Below are 19,414 nucleotides of genomic sequence, written 5' to 3'. Positions count from 1 at the left end.
TACAGAACGAAAGTGCTGGGCTGAGGAGACTTGCAATGAATATTTCGATAATTGAGAACCTGATGGCCGATGTGGCTGATTTGTTTATGGCCCCAGTATTACTGGCGATTCTGGTTCTTTTTATCTACGCACTTTACGCAACGGGACGCTTTATCTCCCTATGGCTGCTGCGACGCCGCAATGCTGGCACCTACAGCTTGGCCTTAAAGCAAGGTCGGAAAGAGGAGCTGCCAGGCTTTCAGGTGCACAACTATTACGTGCGACACCCTTTGGCATGTGATGACGAGTTGGAAGTTTTTGCACTGAAAAAGTTGGAGATGCTGCGTATGGCTACACGCATTGCCCCCATGTTGGGCTTGATCGCCACCATGATCCCGATGGGGCCGGCGTTGCGAGCCTTGGCCGATGGCAATATCCAGGGGATCAGTGAAAACCTGATTATCGCTTTTGCTGCTGTGATCTGGGGCCTCGCAATTTCTACCCTGACCTTCTGGCCGGCCTCGGTAAAGAAGCGTTGGTTTGCTGCTGAGCTAATTAACATTCGCAAATTGAAGGAGGCTGTTTAATGCGCTTCCTGGATGAAGATGAAGAGCTCAACCCGATTTTGAGTGCGGTTAACTTGATTGATGTTTTTCTGGTGATTATTGCCGCACTGCTTATCGCTATCGCACAAAACCCGCTAAACGTGTTTTCCAATGAAAAGGTCACAGTCATCAAAAATGCCGGTGAGCCCAATATGGAAGTCATCGTAAAAGATGGGGAAGAAATTAAGCAGTACAAATCCACTGGTGAAATTGGTTCCGGAGAGGGCACTCGCGCTGGTGTTGCTTACCAGATGGCAGACGGCAGCCTGGTCTATGTACCGGAAGGAAAAGAAGAGTCTGCAAAAGACAAGGCTGTAGGGGGTAAATAGTCATGTTGAAGAAGGTTTGTATGCAATTGGCATGCTTCGTCGTAATAGCCTTCACTACGATGATGGTGCAGGCTAACGATAAACCCAAAGTTTTGCTGATGATGTCCAGCCATACCGCGAAAGCCAAGGGGGAGCTGTTATCTGATTTGGCTGCGGACCAGCCGTTTACCCTGGAGATATTTAACAGCAAAGGGAAGAGTGAAGAGCAAATAGCGCAGGCCTGGGGTTCCTCCAGCCTGGTGATGCTTGACGGTATCAATCCGGCACTCTCCCAATTTATGTTTGGAAAATACCAGCCGCTGTTAACCCAGTTCTCCAACGTGCCTGTGCTTTCCCTGGGAGATGCCGATAACGCCTCCATGAACCAGGGGCTGACTGTTGAACAGCACCAATCCATCGCTGCGTATTTCAATAATGCTGGGCGTCAGAACTACCGGCACTTAATGCAGTTCCTCTCCTCCAAAGTCTTTGGCCTCTCTGAGCAGCCTGTAGTCGACCCAATTATTGTGCCTAAAGTGGGTTTTTATCATCCGCGTCTGCCAAACCTGGTGACTGAAAGCGAAGGGGATTTCTTTAATTGGCTGCAGGTATCCGCAGAGCAGCCGGTTATAGGTTTGGCTATCCATCGCTCAGTCGTGGATTACGAGCAGCAGCAGGTTGTAGATGCCATCTTGGCTGGCCTGGAAGAAAAAGGTGCTAAGGCTTTTGCCTTTTTCTTTGAAGGTGAGGATCTGCCGCTTTCCTATCCGGATTTACTGCAAGACGAAGCGGGGCAAACACGTGTTGATCTGATGATCAATTACCGCTCTCTCCATTATGTGAGTAAACGTCGCGCGGAGTTCGAAAAGTTGGGTGTCCCGGTGATTCATGCCCTGAACTATACCGAGGGCAGTGAAGCGGATTATCTTGCCGATAATAGTGGGGTCTCTCCTTCGTTAACTCCATTCTTCCTGGTGATGCCTGAAGACACCGGTAGTATCGATCCGGTAATTGTTGCCGCAAGTGAAGGTGGCAATAAGGTTGTAATGACAGACCAGCTCGATGCGTTGGTGGAACGCGCCTGGAGTCATGCCTCTCTTGGCTACAAAAAAAACAACCAGAAAAAAGTGGCTACCTTTATCTGGAACTACCCTCCCGGTGAGAAGAATATTGGTGCGGCCTTCCTCGATGTCCCTTCTTCTATTGAGTCTATCGCCAAAGCCATGGCGGAGCGTGGCTATCAAATAGAACAGCAGAACTCCAAGACCCTGATCGCCTGGGCAGGCCAATTGCTGCGCCCTTATTATCGCCGTGAAGACAGCGTGGCACTGATTGATAAAGGTTTGGCGGACTGGATGCCACTTTCCACCTATGTCGATTGGTTTAATCGTTTGCCGGCCTCTGTGCGTGATCCCATTGTGGAGCGGTGGGGTAAGCCGGAAGATAACGCTATGTTGGCAGATTATGATGGTGAGCTGGCTTTCGTTATCCCACGCATGACATTGGGTAACCTGATTGTCCTGCCACAGGGGGTGCGCGCGGATAATGCTAAAGATCACGCCTCCCTCTATCACGATATGAAAACGCCGGTAAACCATGCCTACCTGGCGGTTTATCTCTACGCGCGCAAAACTTTCGGGGCTGATGCCTATATTCACTTGGGAACACATGGTTCCCAGGAGTGGCTAACCGGTAAGGAGCGCGGGCTCTCTGTGTACGACGCCCCAAATTTGGCTCTGGGTAATATCCCGGTATTTTATCCCTACATTATTGATAATGTAGGCGAAGCTATGCAGGCCAAGCGTCGCGGACGTGCGACGATGATCAGCCATTTAACACCGGGCTTCGCTAAAGCGGGTCTTTATGCCGAAGTGGCCGAACTCTCTGAGTTGATTGGTAATTACCTGATACTGGAAGAAGGGCAAACCCGGCTGAATACCCAGGAGCGTATTATCGCCCTGGCGGACAAGCTGAATATGCTCAAGGATTTAGAAATCAACGCTGAAACCTTGCAGGCTGATTTCGATGGCCAGCTCAGTCGTCTTCAGGACCACTTGGCCCAACTGGCTGAAATGAGCCAGCCACTGGGTATCCATCGTTTTGGTCAGCTGCCCAAGTCAGAGCATCTCACCAGCACCATGCTGCAAATGCTGGGTGAAAACTTTATCTCCGCCGCCGGCCAATATGAGAGCGACCAGGGCCTGAGTTTGCCGCAGGATCAGGTGCTGGATGAACGCAATGTAGTCGCCTTGGAAGCACAGCCGGGTTATCAGCTGTTAAATGCCTCCCTGGCTGGCCGCAAGTTGCCAGAACTTTCTGAAGAGCTGCAAAATCACCTGCAGCAGGGCCGGGAGTATGCCGATAACTTTGCCGGTATCGCTGAGCTACAAAACCTGATGCTGGCGCTCGACGGTGAGTACATTCCGGTGAGCTATGGGGGTGACCCTATTCGCAACCCGCAGGCAGTGCCTACCGGTCGCAACCTGATTGGATTCAACCCGGCTAAGGTGCCGTCCAAGGAGGCTTATGAGGCCGGCGTTCAACTGATGGAACAAACTATTGCCGACTATCGGGAAAAACACGGCCGTTTCCCGGATAAGCTGGCATTTTCCCTTTGGTCCCTGGAGACGATGCGTCACCAGGGTGCGTTGGAAGCGCAAATACTGCATGCGCTGGGTCTCAAGCCCAAATGGAATCAGCAGGGCAATGTTACTGGAACTGAGGTGATTCCCTATTCAGAGCTAAAGCGCCCTCGTATCGATGTGGTGATCTCTGCTACGGGCCTTTACCGCGATGCTTTCCCTAATGTGATGCTGTGGCTGGCGGAAGCCATCGATAAAGTGGCGCAGATGAAGGAGGAGAACAACTTTGTTTATCGCCACAGCCAGGCCTTATTAAAGCAACTAAAGGAAGAAGGCAGTTCCGAAGAAGATGCCCGCTATCTTTCCTCTGTACGCATTTTCTCCAATGAAAGTGGCAATTACGGTACCGGCTTGAATGGTGCCAGCCTGGCTTCCGACAGCTGGGAGACAGACGACAAGCTGGCCGATCTGTATATGCGCCGCATGGGGTTTGCCTATGGCAAGGATGAGTCCCGTTGGAGCGAGGACCAGCGCAATGTTGCACTTTATAGCAAGGTGCTTTCCGGTACCGATGGAGTGATATTCTCGCGCTCCACCAATCTCTACGCAATGATGACTAATGACGACCCTTTCCAGTATTTTGGTGGTATGGGGCTTGCGGTGCGCAATCTCGACGGTAAGACACCCGAAATGTATGTCTCCAACTTGCGTCGCAAGGACAACATTAAAACCCAGACCCTGGGAGAATTTGTCAATCAGGAAATGCGTAGCCGTTATTTCCATCCCCGTTGGATTGAGGCGATGCAGGAATCCGGCTATGCCGGCGCAACGGCAATCCTGGATCGCGTGAACAACATGTGGGGCTGGGAGGTGATGACTCCGGAAACCATCCGCGACGACCAATGGCAGGAGATGTTTGAGGTCTACGTGGAGGATAAATACCAAATGGATATGCGAGAGTTCTTTGAGGAGCACAATGCGGAAGCCCTGGCACAAATGCTGGAGCGTATGCTGGAGGCTGTACGCAAAGGCTACTGGCCTGCCGATGCAGAAACGCTAAGGGAAATGGTGGAGACTTACACTGAACTTGCCAATCAGTACGATGTAGCAACAGACAATGAGAAATTTACTGACTTTGTGAATCAGCAGGCCCTTGGATTTGGTCTTGCCCCGCTTGTGAGTGGCCAGACGGTAGATAATGTCGCTGCCAGCGCTCCCGCGTCTCAGCAAGTTAGTGGGCAGAAACTAGAAGAAGTAAAAGAGCCCGCAGCTCAGGATAAGCCCCGGGACTTCTTGTGGTTATTACTGTTGGCAATTGTTATCACTGGATTTATTAGCGTATTTTTTGAGCGCTTTTTTGAGGGGGGAGGGCTGCGAGTGACCCATGTCTAGGCATTGGGGGTTACCCGTGGCGATAAAAGCCAATCCTAAAGTCACTTTTTGATCAGTTAAGGCCAGCAATTCTTACCAGCGTTGCTGGCTTTTTCTTTTTTGGCAGAAAAAATTTTAAGCTAATGTTGCTGTCATTTTTCAGGAACCTGTCGATATTTTTTCGTATCCAGCAGGTAAAGTCAGAGAACACTCACAGGCTACCCATTCAGGGATGACATTTTTGTGAAATAATTCTGAAAAATTAATTGCGTGGAAATTAGCATTAAGCGTCTCAGCATAGTGGTCCATGTTAGGAAAGGTTAAGTCTCGGTTTTGCTGTAGCTCATTAAGTAATCAGCACCATTGAGATTTTTTCTGAACTAGCATAAATATTTTGCAGTGAGAAGCTAATGAGAAAAATAATTCCACTGATTGCTCTCCTTTGTGCGGGAGGGTATTTTTTCTGGGCAAAGAGTCAAACAGATAGCCCACAACCGATTACTGAAAAACCAGTCTCACCTCCCTCCAATAAAATTGTTCCAACTGAAACTAAATTTACAGAAGAAGTGGTAGAGATGCCTTCCGCCCAAGAGCAAGAGGCGAACCCTGATAGTGCCTTGATGTGGGCAGAATCGGATGTCGCAAGGCAGGTTTTACATGAGTCAGGACGCTTGCCGCTTGATTTAAATGGAGAGACATATCTTGAGATTGATGTAGAGGCTCTGAAGAATTTATCTATTGGAGACTATGTTGATATAGAAATGCCTGGGGTGAAGGGAAATTACGATGCTCAGGTGGATAAAGTCCAGGAGCATGCCAGTGGGAATAAAAGTGTACAAATGAACCTGCCTGGTTACGGTAGCGTGTATTTTGTAAATTTCACAATTGGCAAAAACTCGGTATATGGTAATTTAACATTGCCTTCAGGCTCATACTCCCTAGAGGCGCAGGGAAATTATGCTTGGGTGGCTTCGAAAAAAGATTTAACCAGGAGTCACTTGGAGGAAGAGGTAAAATTAAAGTAAGAATTTATCTAATGTTGGGGTAGGAGTTATCTCACCTGGCTAGCAGCAAAGGGAGTGCTGCTTGAAGTGCCTGTTACTGCCAGAAGCGATTGCTTTTACAGGTGGAAAAGAGAGTAGGGAGTAATCGATTTTCCAGTTAAGGCGAGTGCATTTTGTGATTTGATCAGTTTGACCAAAGATGTAACCGGTTTCATTGATTGGATCACAAAGATTGGGGTAAATAATTTAATAATAAAAGGAACTGCTATGAAGCTAAGAAACAGTTTGGCTGCCGCAATAACGGCTCTTACCATCTCTGGGGCGGCAAGTGCGGAGACGATAAAAATTGCGGTTTGGTATACCGACCCTGCGGCTCAGTATACTGGTGATATTTCCGTAATGGTTGATAATCTGATCAGTACTTCTAACCGTATCTACGAAAATAATGGCCTGGATATTCAGCTGGAATTGGTAGACTCAAGAGAGTATTCCAAGGAGGACCTCCTCATTAATGGAGACAACCTCAATGAATTTTCTGGCTTAACTGAGTACTTTGCCGAGGATAGTACGCCGACCTACGCTGAAATCACGCAAGTTGCTCCCGGCCCAGTTGGCGTGCAGCGTCAACTTTTTGAAGCCGACATGGTTGCTCTGTTAGGCAAGGGTGAAGAAGTTTGGGAAGATGGACGCTTTCTTGGTACCCGCTGTGGAGTAGCCTGGGGTGGAATAGGTAGTAACGGTGTAATGGATCCTAGTGCCAAGCGCTTGGCCTATAGTTTGACCGCAGTTGATTGTGGGGGTACTGATCTTACATTTATTCATGAGCTGGGCCACAACATGGGGCTGACTCATTCTCGCCAACAAGGTGATACCAGTGGTTATGTTTACCGTTGGGGACTTGGTTACGGTGTAAATAACAGTTTCTCCACTATTATGGCGTATCCATCTGCATTTGGAAGCGCTGAAAGACTAGATACATTTTCTGATCCAGGCAAAATCTGCAACGGGTTACCGTGTGGCGAGAGAAATCGGGCTGATGCTCATAGAGCATTGGAGCCGATTATTGATGATGTAGCTGGCTATTATTAATCTACTTTTACTCTCTTGATCTATTGAGAAGTTATTGACCGTTAACTCCATTGTTTTGGGGAGGGCTTTGCCCTCCCTTTTTTTGTTCTTTAACTTTTTGGTTGACTTGTTCTACAGGTGTCTTTTTTATCTTTTGGTGTAATTTATCGCATCCTTTTTTTTGGTTATAGCTTTATAACCATTTAAGCTCTTCAAGTGGATGAACTTCTCAATATTTTTAAGGACTTATACTTGTTGGTTGCGATGAGGTTTGCAGTTTTTTATGATTTTGTTGTCGGCTGCAGTTGCGATCATTTTTTATTTTTCTTATCTGTGAAGTGTTTTCAAAAAAATATTTTGAGGTCCTGATACCATTCTTCGTCTGAGTCTGGGCGATAGCGAGAATGTCTGGAAGTAACCTTTTCTGGTTGATATTGCGAGAAAAAAATTTTCTTCTGAAGCTTTGGGGGTTTCGGGAGTGTTGTTTTAATAAATGAATGTTGGGGTGCTGAGCTGTGAAGAAGTTGATATTTCCTATTTTGGTGATCTTGCTAGGGGCTGGATATTATTTTTGGTCTAAAGGGCAGTCTAATACTGAAAGACAGGTCGCAAAAATTCCAGAGCCTAAACTGGCTATTGATAGGTTTCCTGTAGAAGACTCTTTGGATGAAGTTGTTGAAGGTGAGGCATCTGCAGTGGATGAGCCTCTGGAAGAAGTTGAAAATATTCTTTGGGAAGAGTCAGAGTTAGCTAAGCAGGTACTTCATGAAAATGGTCGCCTACCAAAAGATCTCAAGGGTGAAACTTATCTTGAGCTTAATGTGGATATGTTAAGGAATTTAGAGATAGGCGAATATGTTGATATGGATCTTCCTGGAGTGGAAGGTGACTACGATGCTCAAGTTGGAAGTATTCAACAGCACGCGAGTGGAAACAAAAGCTTGGAATTAAACTTTCCGGGGCATGCACGCCTCTTTGGGGCCACAATAACGCTAGGAAAGGATGTGGTTTATGCTCAGCTGAACCTGCCATCGGGCTCTTACACTATGGAGGCACAAGATGGTTTTGCATGGATTGCGCCTAATGGGGCTTTAATTCAGGGTCATGTAGAAAACGGTGATCTACGTAGAAAGCCATCGTCCCAAGGTAAGAAGTTAGAAGGCGGCGATCTTTTAGTTGAAGATGAGCTGTAAAGAATCTAAAGATGAGAGATGCATAGTTTCAAATCTTTAGGTCGACAAGGGATGTGTCTATATGTAACCCGTAAATATTAAGAGTTTATTTTCTCGATAGGTTGGAAAAAAAGGATAGTTTCTTTGCGGGTTAGGGTGCAAAAGCATGTCATGTTGGCAGTTGATCAATTTTTGCAGCTGCCAAAAAAGTACATGCATTAATTATATAAAAAAGGAAGACTACAATGAGTCTCAAAAAAAGTTTAGCTGCTGCCGTTGCAGCTGCTGCAGTTTCCGGTTTTGCACAGGCTGAAACTGTTGATGTAGGCATCGTATATACAGATCAAGCGGCAGCTTATACTGGTGATATTTCTGCAAAAATTGATCAGTATATTGCTTATGCCAATAATTCTTTTAAAAATAACCTTGTTGATATTCAGCTAAACTTGGTAGGTACAGCGAGAACCTCCACAGATCGCCGCCCTACAGAAAGTGACATCGATACTATCACCGCGAGTAGCAGCTACCAGAACTGGCGTGCTTCAAAAAAAGCGGACATGATCATTTTGTTGGGCATGGCCGAAACTGATGGTCGTTATACCACTTGTGGTATCGCCTGGGTTGGTCAAGGTAGCAATGGCACAATGTATGCTTCTACCCGTGATCAAGCTTATAGCATCACTGCCGTAGACTGTGGCTACAACACTTTCGTCCATGAGCTTGGCCACAATATGGGCCTGAGTCACTCTACTGCTCAGCAAGGTACTCCTGGCGTGTACTCCTATGGCTATGGCCATGGTGTACAAAATAGGTTTACCACGATTATGGCTTATCCGCATGTATTCGGTACTACAACCCAGTTTGATATTTTCTCAGATCCGGATTGGGTAGCCTGTGATGGTTTACCTTGTGGTGAAAGAAGAAATGGTGTTGACATCTCAAACGCGTACCGCGCAATTGGCCCGATCGTAGATGATATTGCAGGTTATTACTAATAACTCGCTGTATCTATATGATCAAAGCAAGCCGTCATTTTATATTTAGTGGCAGAAGCTTGCACCTCTAGTCTTCGACTAGAAAAAAGCCGGGGTTTTCCCCGGCTTTTTTCTTTGACGACTGTTAGTCGCTAGAATTACGCGGATACAACTTAAGCTATGTATGTCCGAGCCAGGCGAGCTTATAACTTATTGAAAAAAGCGAATACTGAGCGGGTAGCGCCAAAAAACGCCCTCATTGGCTCGGATGGCCCCAATAAGAATAAAAGCTACATTGATTAAAGCGAGCACGATCAACCCCAAAAGACCTACGCCGAGAACGATAAGAATAGTGCTCACAATAGAGTAAATAAACAGGCTGATCATCCAGTTGAAGATCATCTTTCCATGCCTGTCAATCTCTGGAACCTGATCTTTTGTGGTTGCCCACATAATGACTGGTAATACAAAGCCTGCACCAGGAATAATAATCCAGGCCAGTTGACTCAGGTGTAGGAGCATTAGAAACGTATTTCTATCTAGTCCCCATGGTTTATAACTATCCATTAATGCCTTCTCTTGAAATTTTACGTTTCATGTAAACTTTAATATGGCTGAATTTCACCCGGCTAGCGTTCAGTTGCTAAGCGAGCGGCAAGGCCGAGGAAAATAGCCCCCAGGATGCCCTCCGAATGTCGAGTAAATGCGGCGGGCTGTTTAAATACGTGTCCCAACTGGCTAAATGAAAGAGAAAATATTGTATTGACTATGAGGGCTGTGGTACTGAGCAGAATGCCAAGAAGTAATATTTGGGGCATAAGGGGCTCTGTACTTGTGGTGAACTGCGGTAAGAACAAGCTAAAAAATAAAAGCGCCTTCGGATTTATTAAGTTATTAATCAGGCCTCTACTGAGGAGCTGCCAAGGAGTTAGCCTTTCTGTTACAGGTTGAGTGTTCTGAACCGAGAGGTTGGCGCGCCAGCTACGCAACAGATTGTATCCAAGCCAGGCAAGATAGAGGGCTCCGATAGTCTTTACTACTATGGCGACCAATGGCATGGCCTGCATTATTTGGCCGAGGCCAAATGCGACGAGTAGCGTTTGAATAAGTCCTGCAATGAAAACCCCCAAACCGATTAAAAATCCAGCTAAAAAACCTCTTGTGGCGGAGTAGGTCGATATCAACACTAAATCTGGACCTGGTGAGATGGCCAATAGGGCAGATGCCCCAAGGAAGGCGGTTAAAATATGAATTTCGGGCACAAAGAAAACTCCTAGGGGACTTGTAGTTGGGGATTATAACCCTGGGATCAGTACTTCCCCTGAAAAGTAATGTCATGTTATGAGGAAATGCAAATTGTACTTTTGCTTTAGATGATGCAGCGTAGTTATCTGGAGAGGAAGGTTATTGGGGAGATAATCGGAGTCTTGGGCTTAAGTCAGAAAATGGGCCTTTACTAAGAGTATTTATTTGTGGGTCTCTTGGTTGTAAAGGAATATTTACCTTTTTCGAATGCAGGCTAGGGTTGATAGTGTAACCTTAAGTTTGTTTGGCTCTTCGCACAATCAACCCCGCCTCTGCTTCTCAGTAGGCTCCTACTGCTCCTGTATCATTTCCACTGGGCCATGATCATCACAGTGATCACCGTGTACATGATGCAGGTGTCCATCTACCAGGTAATCGAAGTGATCTCCATGGGGAATACGTTCGTGTCCGCAGTTTTCCCCATGGACATGAGTGGCGTGTGTGCTGGTAGTGATAGGATTGCAGCTAGCGGGATTTTTGCTGCTGACTTCCAGCACGTGCTCATCATAGTGGCCATGGTGGGGATGGTGTAGATGGCCGTTGTGCAAATAACAAACATGGTCTCCATGCCGTATAGCGGCATGCCCGCAATGGGGGCCGTGCTTATGGGAGTGATTGTCCGCCTGATGACATGAAGAACTGGTCATTTTGAGCTCTCAATGGTGGCACTGAACTTCTAAATACATCCTTGTCAGCTACAACAAGGACTCCTTCCATGCATTCGCATAATTCTACTTTAGAAACGCATTGACCCCTTTCAAAGCAATAAATACGTCTTAGGGTCTGTGGCAGCGTCTGCTCACTTCAGCGGGAGGATGTCTGGCGGAATCTTACTTCCTTAGCAAATATGACCAAATACAGGAAATGGCCACAAATTACCCCGTTACCCGCATTGCAATCGATTGCAATTCTGCTTTATAGTTGTTCCAAAGTGTCGTCTCACAGGACGGGTACATAAATTGCAATCGTTTGCATTGAGGTGTACCAGACACATCTCAAAATCCAATAAGAATGACGATGAGAGGGAAGTTTTAATGAAGAAGAATCCTCTAGCGCTGGCTATACCTCTTGGGGCCATGCAGCTGGGCTTCTGGGGTTATGTCACAGCTCAGGAAGCCGCTTCACCATTGGCGTCTGAAGATAGGGTGATTGAGGAAGTGATCACCACGGGAACCCCAGGTGGTGCCGGTATAAAAAAGCTGGATGCGAGCTTTTCAATCACAACCCTGAGTGACGATGAAATCGGTAAAGCTTCCCCGTCTAGTACTGCAGATTTGCTGAAGTCTATCCCAGGTCTTTGGGTTGAAAGCTCTGGCGGGGTATCTGGCGCAAACATTGATGTACGGGGATTTCCGGGCGGCAGTGACGCTCCGTTTGTTACGGTCGCTATGAGTGGCTTGCCACTTTACCCGGCACCGACTCTTTCTTTCATGGAAAACTCTTCTCTATTCCGAGTGGATGAGACTATCCAGCGCGTAGAAGGCCTGCGCGGTGGCCCTAACCCTGTTTACTCTAACGGCCAGCCGGGTCTCACGACCAATTTCATTTTGAAAGAGGGGACCGAAGAGACCGAGGGTCGCTTTAAATACACCACTTCGGACTATGACCTTCAAAGGGCTGATGCCCTTCTGACCGGGAAGCTCAGCGAAGATGTGTACTACATGATGGGTGGGTATGTGAGTTCTTCTCCCGGTATTCGCGATGCCGGTTTTGATGCGGAAGAAGGTCACCAGTTCACCTTGCATCTGACTAAAGAGATGGACAATGGCAAGGCCGGTTTCTACGTACGAGATACTAAAGATACTGGCACCTGGTATCTGCCAAATGCTTCCTTCCTGGCAACTGACTACACCCAAGTGGGTCCCAGCAATCGCAAGGTTTCAGTACCCATTTCCCAGGCCGACGGAAATGGTGGCTCTGAAACGCGCTGGGAAACTTTTGATATGGGAGAAGGCCGTGGTTGGGACGGCAGCGTAGCTGGTGCCTACCTTGAGCTGGACCTGGGCAATGGTTGGAGTCTTACTGAGCGTTTTGGTTTGACCAGCGGTAATGCCGATACTTTAGGCTTTGTTCCCAATGGTCGTCCAGTATTACCCAGTGAGTTGCGATACGACGATGGTACCAGCGTGACTTCAGCTACTACCGTGTCTGGGGCTGAGGTCAGTAATGATACTTTGTTGCAGCAATTCGGTGCTTGGGTAGTACGAAAAGATATTGAGGCAACGACCAACGATATTAGCTTAGCCAAAGAGTGGGATGACTTTAAGGTAACCGCAGGCTATTACACCTCTAGTTGGGAAGTTGATGAGTGGTGGAGTCTTGGAAACCAAGCGTACTATGTGCTTGGTCATGATGGTGAGCAAGTTGCTGGCGATATTTCTTGTGATGATAAAGAACTCGACCCAGTTCTTTGTTGGAGCCATGATCTTGAAGCGGTAGGTGATGCCCGAGAAAACGCATTCTACATTGCAGGTGAGTTTTACCTGGGCGATTTCACTTTTGATTTGGGTGTGCGCTCTGCAAATCGTGAAACAAACTACTCAGTAGATGAAGGTGTTCGTGATGGTATTTTTAACACCTATAAGGCGGATGAAGAGGGTACTGCCTATACAGCTGCAGTAGATTGGGCCTTCGCTGAGAATATGGGGGCTTTCTTCCGTATAAATTCAGGCTTCAAATTTGCGGACTTTGATAATTATCGCGAGTTTGGCGAGAGCTTCCGCGCGGGTTCCGATCTGATTATCGATATCGACCAATATGAGCTGGGCTACAAGCTGCAGGATCAAGACTACTCGCTGTTTGCCACCCTTTTCTACAATGAAACCCAGGGAATGCCTGATTGCATTATTGGTAGCACCACATGCGCCCGCCTGGAAACAGAGGCGTTGGGTCTTGAGCTGGATGGCAAGGCCCACTGGGGTGACTTCACTTTGGGCCTGAATGCAACTTTGCAGAAGCCAGAAATCACCAGTGGTGACTTTAAAGGCAATCAAGTGATGCGCCAGCCCGAGTACCAAGTACGCCTAAGCCAGAACTACGATTTCACGATCAACAATATTGATATGGCAGTGTTTGGTGGAGTAAGCCGAGTAGGTGATCGTTTCAATGACAGTAAAAACTCGGTGACGCTGCCGGGTTATACCAAGGTTGATTTTGGAGCAGTGGCTTACTTAAACGATATTACCGTTCAGCTTGCACTGGATAACCTCACCGATGAGGAGGGCATTACCGAGGGAGATCCAAGGGATCCTCAGGCAACCAATGTTCGTTATATCCTGCCGCGTAATATCAAGTTAAGCATCGCTTACGACTTCTAGTTTAACTCAAACCTCTCCCGCAGGTTTTCTGAGCTTTGCCGCACAATTTCTATTGTGCGGCTTTTTTATGCCTGCCTTCTTGCCACTTGTCTATAAAATGCCAGGTTTGGTCGAATTTTCAGCATTATTAAGGTTGATTATTGTCCCTAGCAATTAATGAGACTCTTATAAAGTAAATATTATAGTGATTTCCCTGGCAAAGGTTTTCTGGGATAGTGCCTGTAGATGTTGCTGGATAAATGGGTACGTTGTACGAGTTGTTCTTTCGGCAGGTTTATTGTTCAGTTAAATATGCAGCATTAAGAACTACGTCTGTGTCGGGTAAATAGTGTTATTTGATTTAGGTGAATGAGGGATGGGAGTTACTGGTTTGACAATGGTTTGGGTGCCGATACTCACCGTAGATATTATGTAAGCTATAAACTCCGAGGAAGATTATGAAAATTTATACCGCATTTTTTCTCAGTGTTCTTTGTTGCTCAGTTTGGGCGCAAGATGAGCATAAATATGAGTTTGTTACCATTGGGGGGAATACAATATCCTATCTTTGTAAAGAGGAGGGTGAGGGTAAAAAAGTAGTATTGATGGTTTCAGGTATGGGGTTAGATGCGCATAGTACCTATAAAAATACCTTTCATAAATTCTCTTCTGAGGATTTTATGCTTTGTATCTACGATCGGCCTGGAGCTGGAAAAAGTGCGCATGCTGTTCCAAAAGTTAGATCGATGGATGCGCTTTCTGCTGAGCTTGAGGCCTTCGTGGAGTTTAAAAAATGGGATTCCGTAGTTCTTGTGGCCCACTCATTTGGTGGTTTAGTAGCAAGGGCATTTGCAAGTGAAAACCCCAGTAGGGTGTCTGCCCTTCTATTTGTGGATGCAGCCCATGAATCCTGGTACGGAAACCTGAAGTCTTCTTTATCCAAGGAGGGCTGGGCAACGATGCAGTGGATTATGGCGTGGGAAAAGGAAAAGCATTCCTTCGAAGATTTTGCAGAGTCTGCATCAAAACCAGAGCGTTATAAGTTAAAGAAAGAGATTCCAATCACGGTAATGAGTAGAGGGTTGCCACATACCGCAATTCGTCAGACTAAAATGAGTTATGCAGATGTAGATGCTTACAACAGGACTTGGGATCAGTCGCAAATTGAACTCACCAAGATTAGTGACAGCGCCAAGCATGTAATTATGAAATACTCCTCGCATCTGTACGATGAAACCGATCCGTGGATTGTACTTGAAGAGCTGAATCAACTTTTATCTAAAGTTAAGCCTTCCCCTGAAGAAGGCCAGGGACGTAGGACATCAAACTAAAGTTTGATGAAACTAAAGAATCCCGGCCTCAACTTTGGTGAGAGTTTTTATTTTTATAAATGTGTTCAGGGTTGATCTGGTAATGTGCTGCCCCTAAATAGGGTAATTGTCAAATTAAGCCTGAACCAATAGGTGGGACGGTTTTCATGGTGCGGACTTAATAAGTAGTGCCCACTTGCAATGACCTGCCAAAGAGTACCTGTGGTCAAGATGTAAACTGGGTCAAAATAATGTGAATCGCGACTCAGTCCTAAAGAGTTAAGCCTGTATTCCTCTGTTGGCACTTCCTGTCTCAGGTGAATGGTTTAGTTGTACGTCAACTTTTCTTGGCTATTAAATCCAATTGCCTCGGTTTAATTAAAAAAGAAGCCTAGTCATCAACTTAGATTACACTTCTATAGCACCAGAACACTATTTCTGTAAAGATCCCAATTTCAGTTCAATAAGAGGGTTGCATGTCTATTGACCTTATCGATGCACAGGTTTCATCTACAGGGCAGTTTGAGATCCTATCCAAGTATGAAATTAATCGGCTTAGTAGCGAGAGCCGTGGTTCACAATACCAAACCTTTAGAAACTGCTCACTAGCGGTGCTAAATAGTGGCGGTTTTATGGATGATGGTAAGGAGCTTCTGGAAACCTTTGCTAATTTTGATATCTCTGTTGTCCCCACAGAGCGCAGTATAAAACTACAGCTTAGAAACGCCCCGGCCAGTGCTTTTGTTGATGGAAAAATTATCAGTGGTATTGCAGAGCATTTGTTTGCGGTATTGAGAGATATTATTTATGTAAATAGTGAAATTACCGGCAGTAAGTTACATGACTTAACATCTTCTCAGGGCATTACTGATGCGGTTTTTCATATTATGAGAAATGCCGGTACCTTCGATAGAGTCCGCACACCTAGGCTAGTAGTATGCTGGGGAGGGCACTCAATCTTATCTGAAGAGTACGATTATACTAAGCAGGTCGGTTATGAATTGGCTCTGCGCCACCTTGATATTTGTACCGGTTGTGGGCCGGGAGCAATGAAGGGGCCAATGAAAGGTGCCACTATTGGACATGCCAAGCAGCGCGATCGCCATGGACAGTATCTTGGTGTTACCGAACCCGGTATTATCGCTGCAGAAGCACCAAATGCAATCGTCAATCAACTGGTTATTCTCCCAGATATTGAAAAACGCTTAGAAGCTTTTGTACGCACAGGCCATGGCATTGTAGTTTTCCCAGGGGGGGCGGGTACTGCTGAGGAGATCATCTATCTCCTGGGGATACTCCTACACGAAGAAAATAAGGATCAACCATTCCCTGTTATCTTCACCGGCCCACCTAGTGCAACGGAATATTTTGTTCGTATTGATGAATTTATCGCCTCTACTTTAGGTAAGGAAGCTCGTTCAAGATACCAAATTATTATTGATAACCCACAGGAAGTTGCTAGACAAATGTCGGTAGGCATACAAGAGGTCAAGTCCTTCCGCAAAGCAACGGATGACGCCTATTATTTTAACTGGAAGTTAAAAGTCGCTAACGAATTTCAGCAGCCGTTTATACCAACTCATGAAAGTATGCTGAACCTCGCCTTACATAAAAGCCAAGAACCCTATCTATTAGCCGCCAACCTGCGACGTGCATTCTCTGGCGTCGTATCTGGTAATGTGAAAAATGAAGGGATTCGGATGGTTGAGGAGTATGGACCTTATGAGCTGCGTGGTGATTCGAGCATTATGCGCAGCATTGATATTATGCTGGAGTCTTTTGTGAAACAGCAGAGAATGAAGCTGCCGGGTAAAGAGTATGTTCCCTGCTATAAGGTAATTTCCAAGTAGTTTCAGAATTTTCTATCATAAATAGTAATGTGCAAGGGAATGCTAGGTGGGGTAGGGCTCTTTACAATGCTGCCCTCTATTTGAGAAGGCCTCTGGAAAAATAATTATTATGTACAGTAAAAATTACACTCCTTTGTGAGTTTGCTGTGTAACCTAGATATAAAAAGATGTTTAGTGGGACTAAAGAAAAATCTCTGCTTTAATTGGCTTGTTATTATGACCGGTTAGTTGTTAATAAGGATTTATATGAAAGACCATAACTATTACAACAAGATTTGCGAAGGTAAACTTCCAGGGCTTCTCGGGATTGAGCTTGTGAAAGTTGCTGAGGGCGAGATCCATGCAGAGATGAGAATTTTGGAGTCTCATCTGGCACCTAATGGCTACTTGCATGCTGGTAGCGTCGTTTCTTTGGCCGATACGGCCTGTGGCATTGGTTGCTTGGCAAACTTACCAGAAAAGGCTTCTGGCTTTACTACTGTTGAACTGAAGTCGAATCATCTGGGAACAGTTCGTGATGGGGTTGTTCTTTGTGCTGCAACACCTGTTCATAAGGGGCGGACCACTCAGGTATGGGATGCTTCCGTAGTTTGTAAGAGTACGGGTAAAAAGCTGGCTTTATTCCGCTGTACGCAATTGATTTTATACCCGTGACCGATGATTGTCCCCAGCTTGAACAGCTGTACTTATTTGCAGGGGCTCCTTCTGGAAGTTATATTCTTACCATATTGGGAGGATGATCGATCAGAGTCACTCTCCCCCTTGCCTTATAAGAATAATCCGCTGGTGCTTTTCAAATGCTTCGTCCATTTCTACTTGCTCTAATATTTCTCTCTTTCGTTTTTCCCGTTCTCGCAGAAGAAAAGCCATCTGGCCAGCTAGATAGTTGGCGATTGGTGAGCTTTAAAAATGAGCCGTTATTGAATTTACATCTATATTTGTATGAATTGGCAAGAGATAAAAATCTATATGCGGCTCTAAAGAAGGAGGAAGGCATTGTTGCTGATCAGTTGTACCTCTTCGAGAGGGCGATCAATGATTATATTACACATGGGGCTGAAGAAAATATTAATATTATTCGGTCTAGCGGGGAAGTGGCAGATCTAACAGCGATGCTTTTATCAGGCACTCCTGTCGATCCTGAATCAGTTAATAATAACTTATATGCTCATTTGCAGGAGCTTTCCACTCTTTATAATGAGCAAATGTGGGGTCTGCATAGAGAAAGTAACTTTAGGTGGTATCTAAGCTTACGGGAAAAGCTGGATGTGTATGGTGACCCAATTACTAGCCTGCTTGAAGACCTCTTTGGTGAAAAACTGCTAGTAAATGCGCATACAGTGAATATTGTCTATAAGCCTGGTATGCGACAGGGAGCTACCACTTCAGGAAGAAGTTCTCAAACTATTATCAATAGTACCTATTCAGATTACTCAGGCTGGCTTGCATTAGAAATGTTTTTTCATGAGTTAACACATGCTAACAGTGTAAATCGCAAAAGCAAACTTCAAGGGATAATCAGCAGTGAGTTTGATAAATATGACTTAAAGGCTCATAAACATATTTGGCATCCAATTCATTTTTATACAGTTGGTGAAGTTGTTAGAAGAGTTATTTCAAAGGAAGAGCCAAATTTCACAGATTACGCAACACTGAACGGTTTATATGTTGGGCGCTGGAATTATAAATCCCTTCTTGATAAGTATTGGATACCTTACTTGAATGGTTTGGTTTCAATGGAAGAGGCGATAGCTAATATTGCCAAAAATCTGTCAAAAGAAAAACGTGAGAATTAAGTGCCTCTTTGGTTGGGATCAATTTTAAGGTTATTGTTAATTTCATTATAGGTCTTAAAGGAATAGTCATGCAGCCTATCAAATTATCTGAACACCCTGAAGGGGGGAGATTTCTTGAAGTGTTCAGGTCCAATACAGTGGTGACCAATAACAAAGGGCAGAGAAGGTCAGCGCTCACTCACATTTATTTTTCATTAGATAAAGGCGAGGTAAGCCGATTTCATAAAGTGCAATCGGATGAGGTGTGGAATCTATATCAAGGCGCAGGACTCTATCTTTATACTTGGAATGACTTGGATAAGAATGTTCAGAGGATGGAAATTTCATCCAAAAATAATACGTTTTGTCAGGTTGTTCCAGCTGGAACTTGGCAGGCAGCTGAACCTATTGGAAAGACAGTTCTGGTAGGCTGCTCCGTAGGGCCAGGATTTGAATTTGCTGATTTTAGTCTGATCGATCCACAATCGATTGAGGCTAAAAAGTTAATCTCCATAAATTCCGACATGTTGAAGTTTATTTAGTTTTAGATGGGTGATTGTTCTCCTGAAAATGAAGGGGTAAAAGGGTATCTGTAGCATTGTAGGCCATATATTCCTTACTATATTTTGGGGTTGATTGTTGGTTTGGGGTTTGTAAGTCTGGGGAAATGGGGCTGGTAATTTTGCTCAATCACACAGTGAATTCTTAGGAAAGGTCAGATACTTATTCTGGTTTTTATTTCTTCGAGTACACGTATTTTCCAAATATGCGATATAGGGTGATTTCTCCTTTACAATATTAGAAAGCAAGTAACA

General features: G+C 45.4%; 16 protein-coding genes. 13 read left to right on the top strand and 3 right to left on the bottom strand.

From position 1 onward, the window contains the following. Positions 1 to 35: 35 nt before the first annotated feature. From ACJJI0_RS07235 to ACJJI0_RS07205, 7 genes are all read left to right on the top strand, one after another. Positions 36 to 566: a MotA/TolQ/ExbB proton channel family protein gene (locus ACJJI0_RS07235; protein WP_444885322.1), complete on the top strand. Its 531-nt coding sequence runs from the start codon at positions 36 to 38 to the stop codon at positions 564 to 566. After that, on the top strand, positions 566 to 913 hold the full coding sequence (locus ACJJI0_RS07230) for a DUF2149 domain-containing protein (RefSeq protein ID WP_020414951.1): 348 nt from the start codon (positions 566 to 568) through the stop codon (positions 911 to 913). The genes ACJJI0_RS07235 and ACJJI0_RS07230 overlap by 1 nt, the downstream gene beginning before the upstream one ends. Before the next feature lie 2 nt (positions 914 to 915). Beyond that, positions 916 to 4,866, top strand: coding sequence for a cobaltochelatase subunit CobN (gene cobN, locus ACJJI0_RS07225; RefSeq protein WP_444885321.1), 3,951 nt, complete (start codon positions 916 to 918; stop codon positions 4,864 to 4,866). Positions 4,867 to 5,255: 389 nt separating this feature from the next. Beyond that, positions 5,256 to 5,870, top strand: coding sequence for a protease inhibitor BamI-like protein (locus ACJJI0_RS07220; RefSeq protein ID WP_444885320.1), 615 nt, complete (start codon positions 5,256 to 5,258; stop codon positions 5,868 to 5,870). A 246-nt stretch (positions 5,871 to 6,116) separates the two neighbouring features. Beyond that, on the top strand, positions 6,117 to 6,938 hold the full coding sequence (locus tag ACJJI0_RS07215) for a reprolysin-like metallopeptidase (protein WP_252085493.1): 822 nt from the start codon (positions 6,117 to 6,119) through the stop codon (positions 6,936 to 6,938). Between the two features lie 494 nt (positions 6,939 to 7,432). Further along, positions 7,433 to 8,110 (top strand): protease inhibitor BamI-like protein, encoded by a 678-nt coding sequence (locus tag ACJJI0_RS07210; protein WP_444885319.1) that lies wholly within the window; start codon positions 7,433 to 7,435, stop codon positions 8,108 to 8,110. Between the two features lie 224 nt (positions 8,111 to 8,334). Then, positions 8,335 to 9,084 (top strand): M12 family metallo-peptidase, encoded by a 750-nt coding sequence (locus ACJJI0_RS07205; protein WP_252085495.1) that lies wholly within the window; start codon positions 8,335 to 8,337, stop codon positions 9,082 to 9,084. Between the two features lie 189 nt (positions 9,085 to 9,273). Here ACJJI0_RS07205 and ACJJI0_RS07200 read toward each other — a convergent pair whose 3' ends face one another. From ACJJI0_RS07200 to ACJJI0_RS07190, 3 genes are all read right to left on the bottom strand, one after another. Continuing rightward, a complete protein-coding gene (locus ACJJI0_RS07200) occupies positions 9,274 to 9,630 on the bottom strand; it encodes a DUF4870 domain-containing protein (RefSeq protein WP_252085496.1) in 357 nt (118 codons plus the stop codon). 62 nt (positions 9,631 to 9,692) lie between these two features. After that, entirely contained in the window at positions 9,693 to 10,325 is a 633-nt protein-coding gene (locus ACJJI0_RS07195) for a LysE family translocator (RefSeq protein WP_444885318.1), read from the bottom strand. Positions 10,326 to 10,658: 333 nt separating this feature from the next. After that, positions 10,659 to 11,015, bottom strand: coding sequence for a hypothetical protein (locus tag ACJJI0_RS07190; protein ID WP_444885317.1), 357 nt, complete (start codon positions 11,013 to 11,015; stop codon positions 10,659 to 10,661). Between the two features lie 387 nt (positions 11,016 to 11,402). On the opposite strand from ACJJI0_RS07190, the gene ACJJI0_RS07185 reads away from it, so the two are divergent. From ACJJI0_RS07185 to ACJJI0_RS07160, 6 genes are all read left to right on the top strand, one after another. Continuing rightward, complete coding sequence (locus ACJJI0_RS07185) at positions 11,403 to 13,685, top strand: TonB-dependent receptor (protein WP_444885316.1); 2,283 nt, start codon at positions 11,403 to 11,405, stop codon at positions 13,683 to 13,685. Positions 13,686 to 14,122: 437 nt separating this feature from the next. Beyond that, positions 14,123 to 14,995: an alpha/beta hydrolase gene (locus ACJJI0_RS07180; protein ID WP_444885315.1), complete on the top strand. Its 873-nt coding sequence runs from the start codon at positions 14,123 to 14,125 to the stop codon at positions 14,993 to 14,995. 455 nt (positions 14,996 to 15,450) lie between these two features. Further along, the gene (gene ppnN / locus ACJJI0_RS07175; RefSeq protein WP_444885314.1) at positions 15,451 to 16,824 is read left to right on the top strand and encodes a nucleotide 5'-monophosphate nucleosidase PpnN; all 1,374 of its coding nucleotides are present in this window, start codon (positions 15,451 to 15,453) and stop codon (positions 16,822 to 16,824) included. Between the two features lie 246 nt (positions 16,825 to 17,070). Then, positions 17,071 to 17,478, top strand: coding sequence for a PaaI family thioesterase (locus ACJJI0_RS07170; RefSeq protein WP_444885313.1), 408 nt, complete (start codon positions 17,071 to 17,073; stop codon positions 17,476 to 17,478). A gap of 143 nt (positions 17,479 to 17,621) precedes the next feature. Then, on the top strand, positions 17,622 to 18,620 hold the full coding sequence (locus tag ACJJI0_RS07165; RefSeq protein ID WP_444885312.1) for a hypothetical protein: 999 nt from the start codon (positions 17,622 to 17,624) through the stop codon (positions 18,618 to 18,620). Positions 18,621 to 18,688: 68 nt separating this feature from the next. Further along, positions 18,689 to 19,141, top strand: a complete 453-nt coding sequence (locus tag ACJJI0_RS07160; RefSeq protein WP_444885311.1) for a cupin domain-containing protein — start codon at positions 18,689 to 18,691, stop codon at positions 19,139 to 19,141. Positions 19,142 to 19,414: the final 273 nt, after the last annotated feature.

The organism is Microbulbifer mixtoriginis (SeqCode), assembly GCF_052466695.1.
This window is presented reverse-complemented; position numbering and strand designations above follow the sequence as displayed.

Coding starts and splice junctions, on each gene's coding strand:
- ACJJI0_RS07205 (WP_252085495.1), top strand. CDS start 8,335: ATGAGTCTCAAAAAAAGTTTAGCTGCTGCCGTTGCAGCTGCTGCAGTT.
- ACJJI0_RS07235 (WP_444885322.1), top strand. CDS start 36: ATGAATATTTCGATAATTGAGAACCTGATGGCCGATGTGGCTGATTTG.
- ACJJI0_RS07200 (WP_252085496.1), bottom strand. CDS start 9,630: ATGGATAGTTATAAACCATGGGGACTAGATAGAAATACGTTTCTAATG.
- ACJJI0_RS07190 (WP_444885317.1), bottom strand. CDS start 11,015: ATGACCAGTTCTTCATGTCATCAGGCGGACAATCACTCCCATAAGCAC.
- ACJJI0_RS07170 (WP_444885313.1), top strand. CDS start 17,071: ATGAAAGACCATAACTATTACAACAAGATTTGCGAAGGTAAACTTCCA.
- ACJJI0_RS07185 (WP_444885316.1), top strand. CDS start 11,403: ATGAAGAAGAATCCTCTAGCGCTGGCTATACCTCTTGGGGCCATGCAG.
- ACJJI0_RS07220 (WP_444885320.1), top strand. CDS start 5,256: ATGAGAAAAATAATTCCACTGATTGCTCTCCTTTGTGCGGGAGGGTAT.
- ACJJI0_RS07230 (WP_020414951.1), top strand. CDS start 566: ATGCGCTTCCTGGATGAAGATGAAGAGCTCAACCCGATTTTGAGTGCG.
- ACJJI0_RS07180 (WP_444885315.1), top strand. CDS start 14,123: ATGAAAATTTATACCGCATTTTTTCTCAGTGTTCTTTGTTGCTCAGTT.
- ACJJI0_RS07215 (WP_252085493.1), top strand. CDS start 6,117: ATGAAGCTAAGAAACAGTTTGGCTGCCGCAATAACGGCTCTTACCATC.
- ACJJI0_RS07165 (WP_444885312.1), top strand. CDS start 17,622: ATGCTTCGTCCATTTCTACTTGCTCTAATATTTCTCTCTTTCGTTTTT.
- cobN (WP_444885321.1), top strand. CDS start 916: ATGTTGAAGAAGGTTTGTATGCAATTGGCATGCTTCGTCGTAATAGCC.
- ACJJI0_RS07160 (WP_444885311.1), top strand. CDS start 18,689: ATGCAGCCTATCAAATTATCTGAACACCCTGAAGGGGGGAGATTTCTT.
- ppnN (WP_444885314.1), top strand. CDS start 15,451: ATGTCTATTGACCTTATCGATGCACAGGTTTCATCTACAGGGCAGTTT.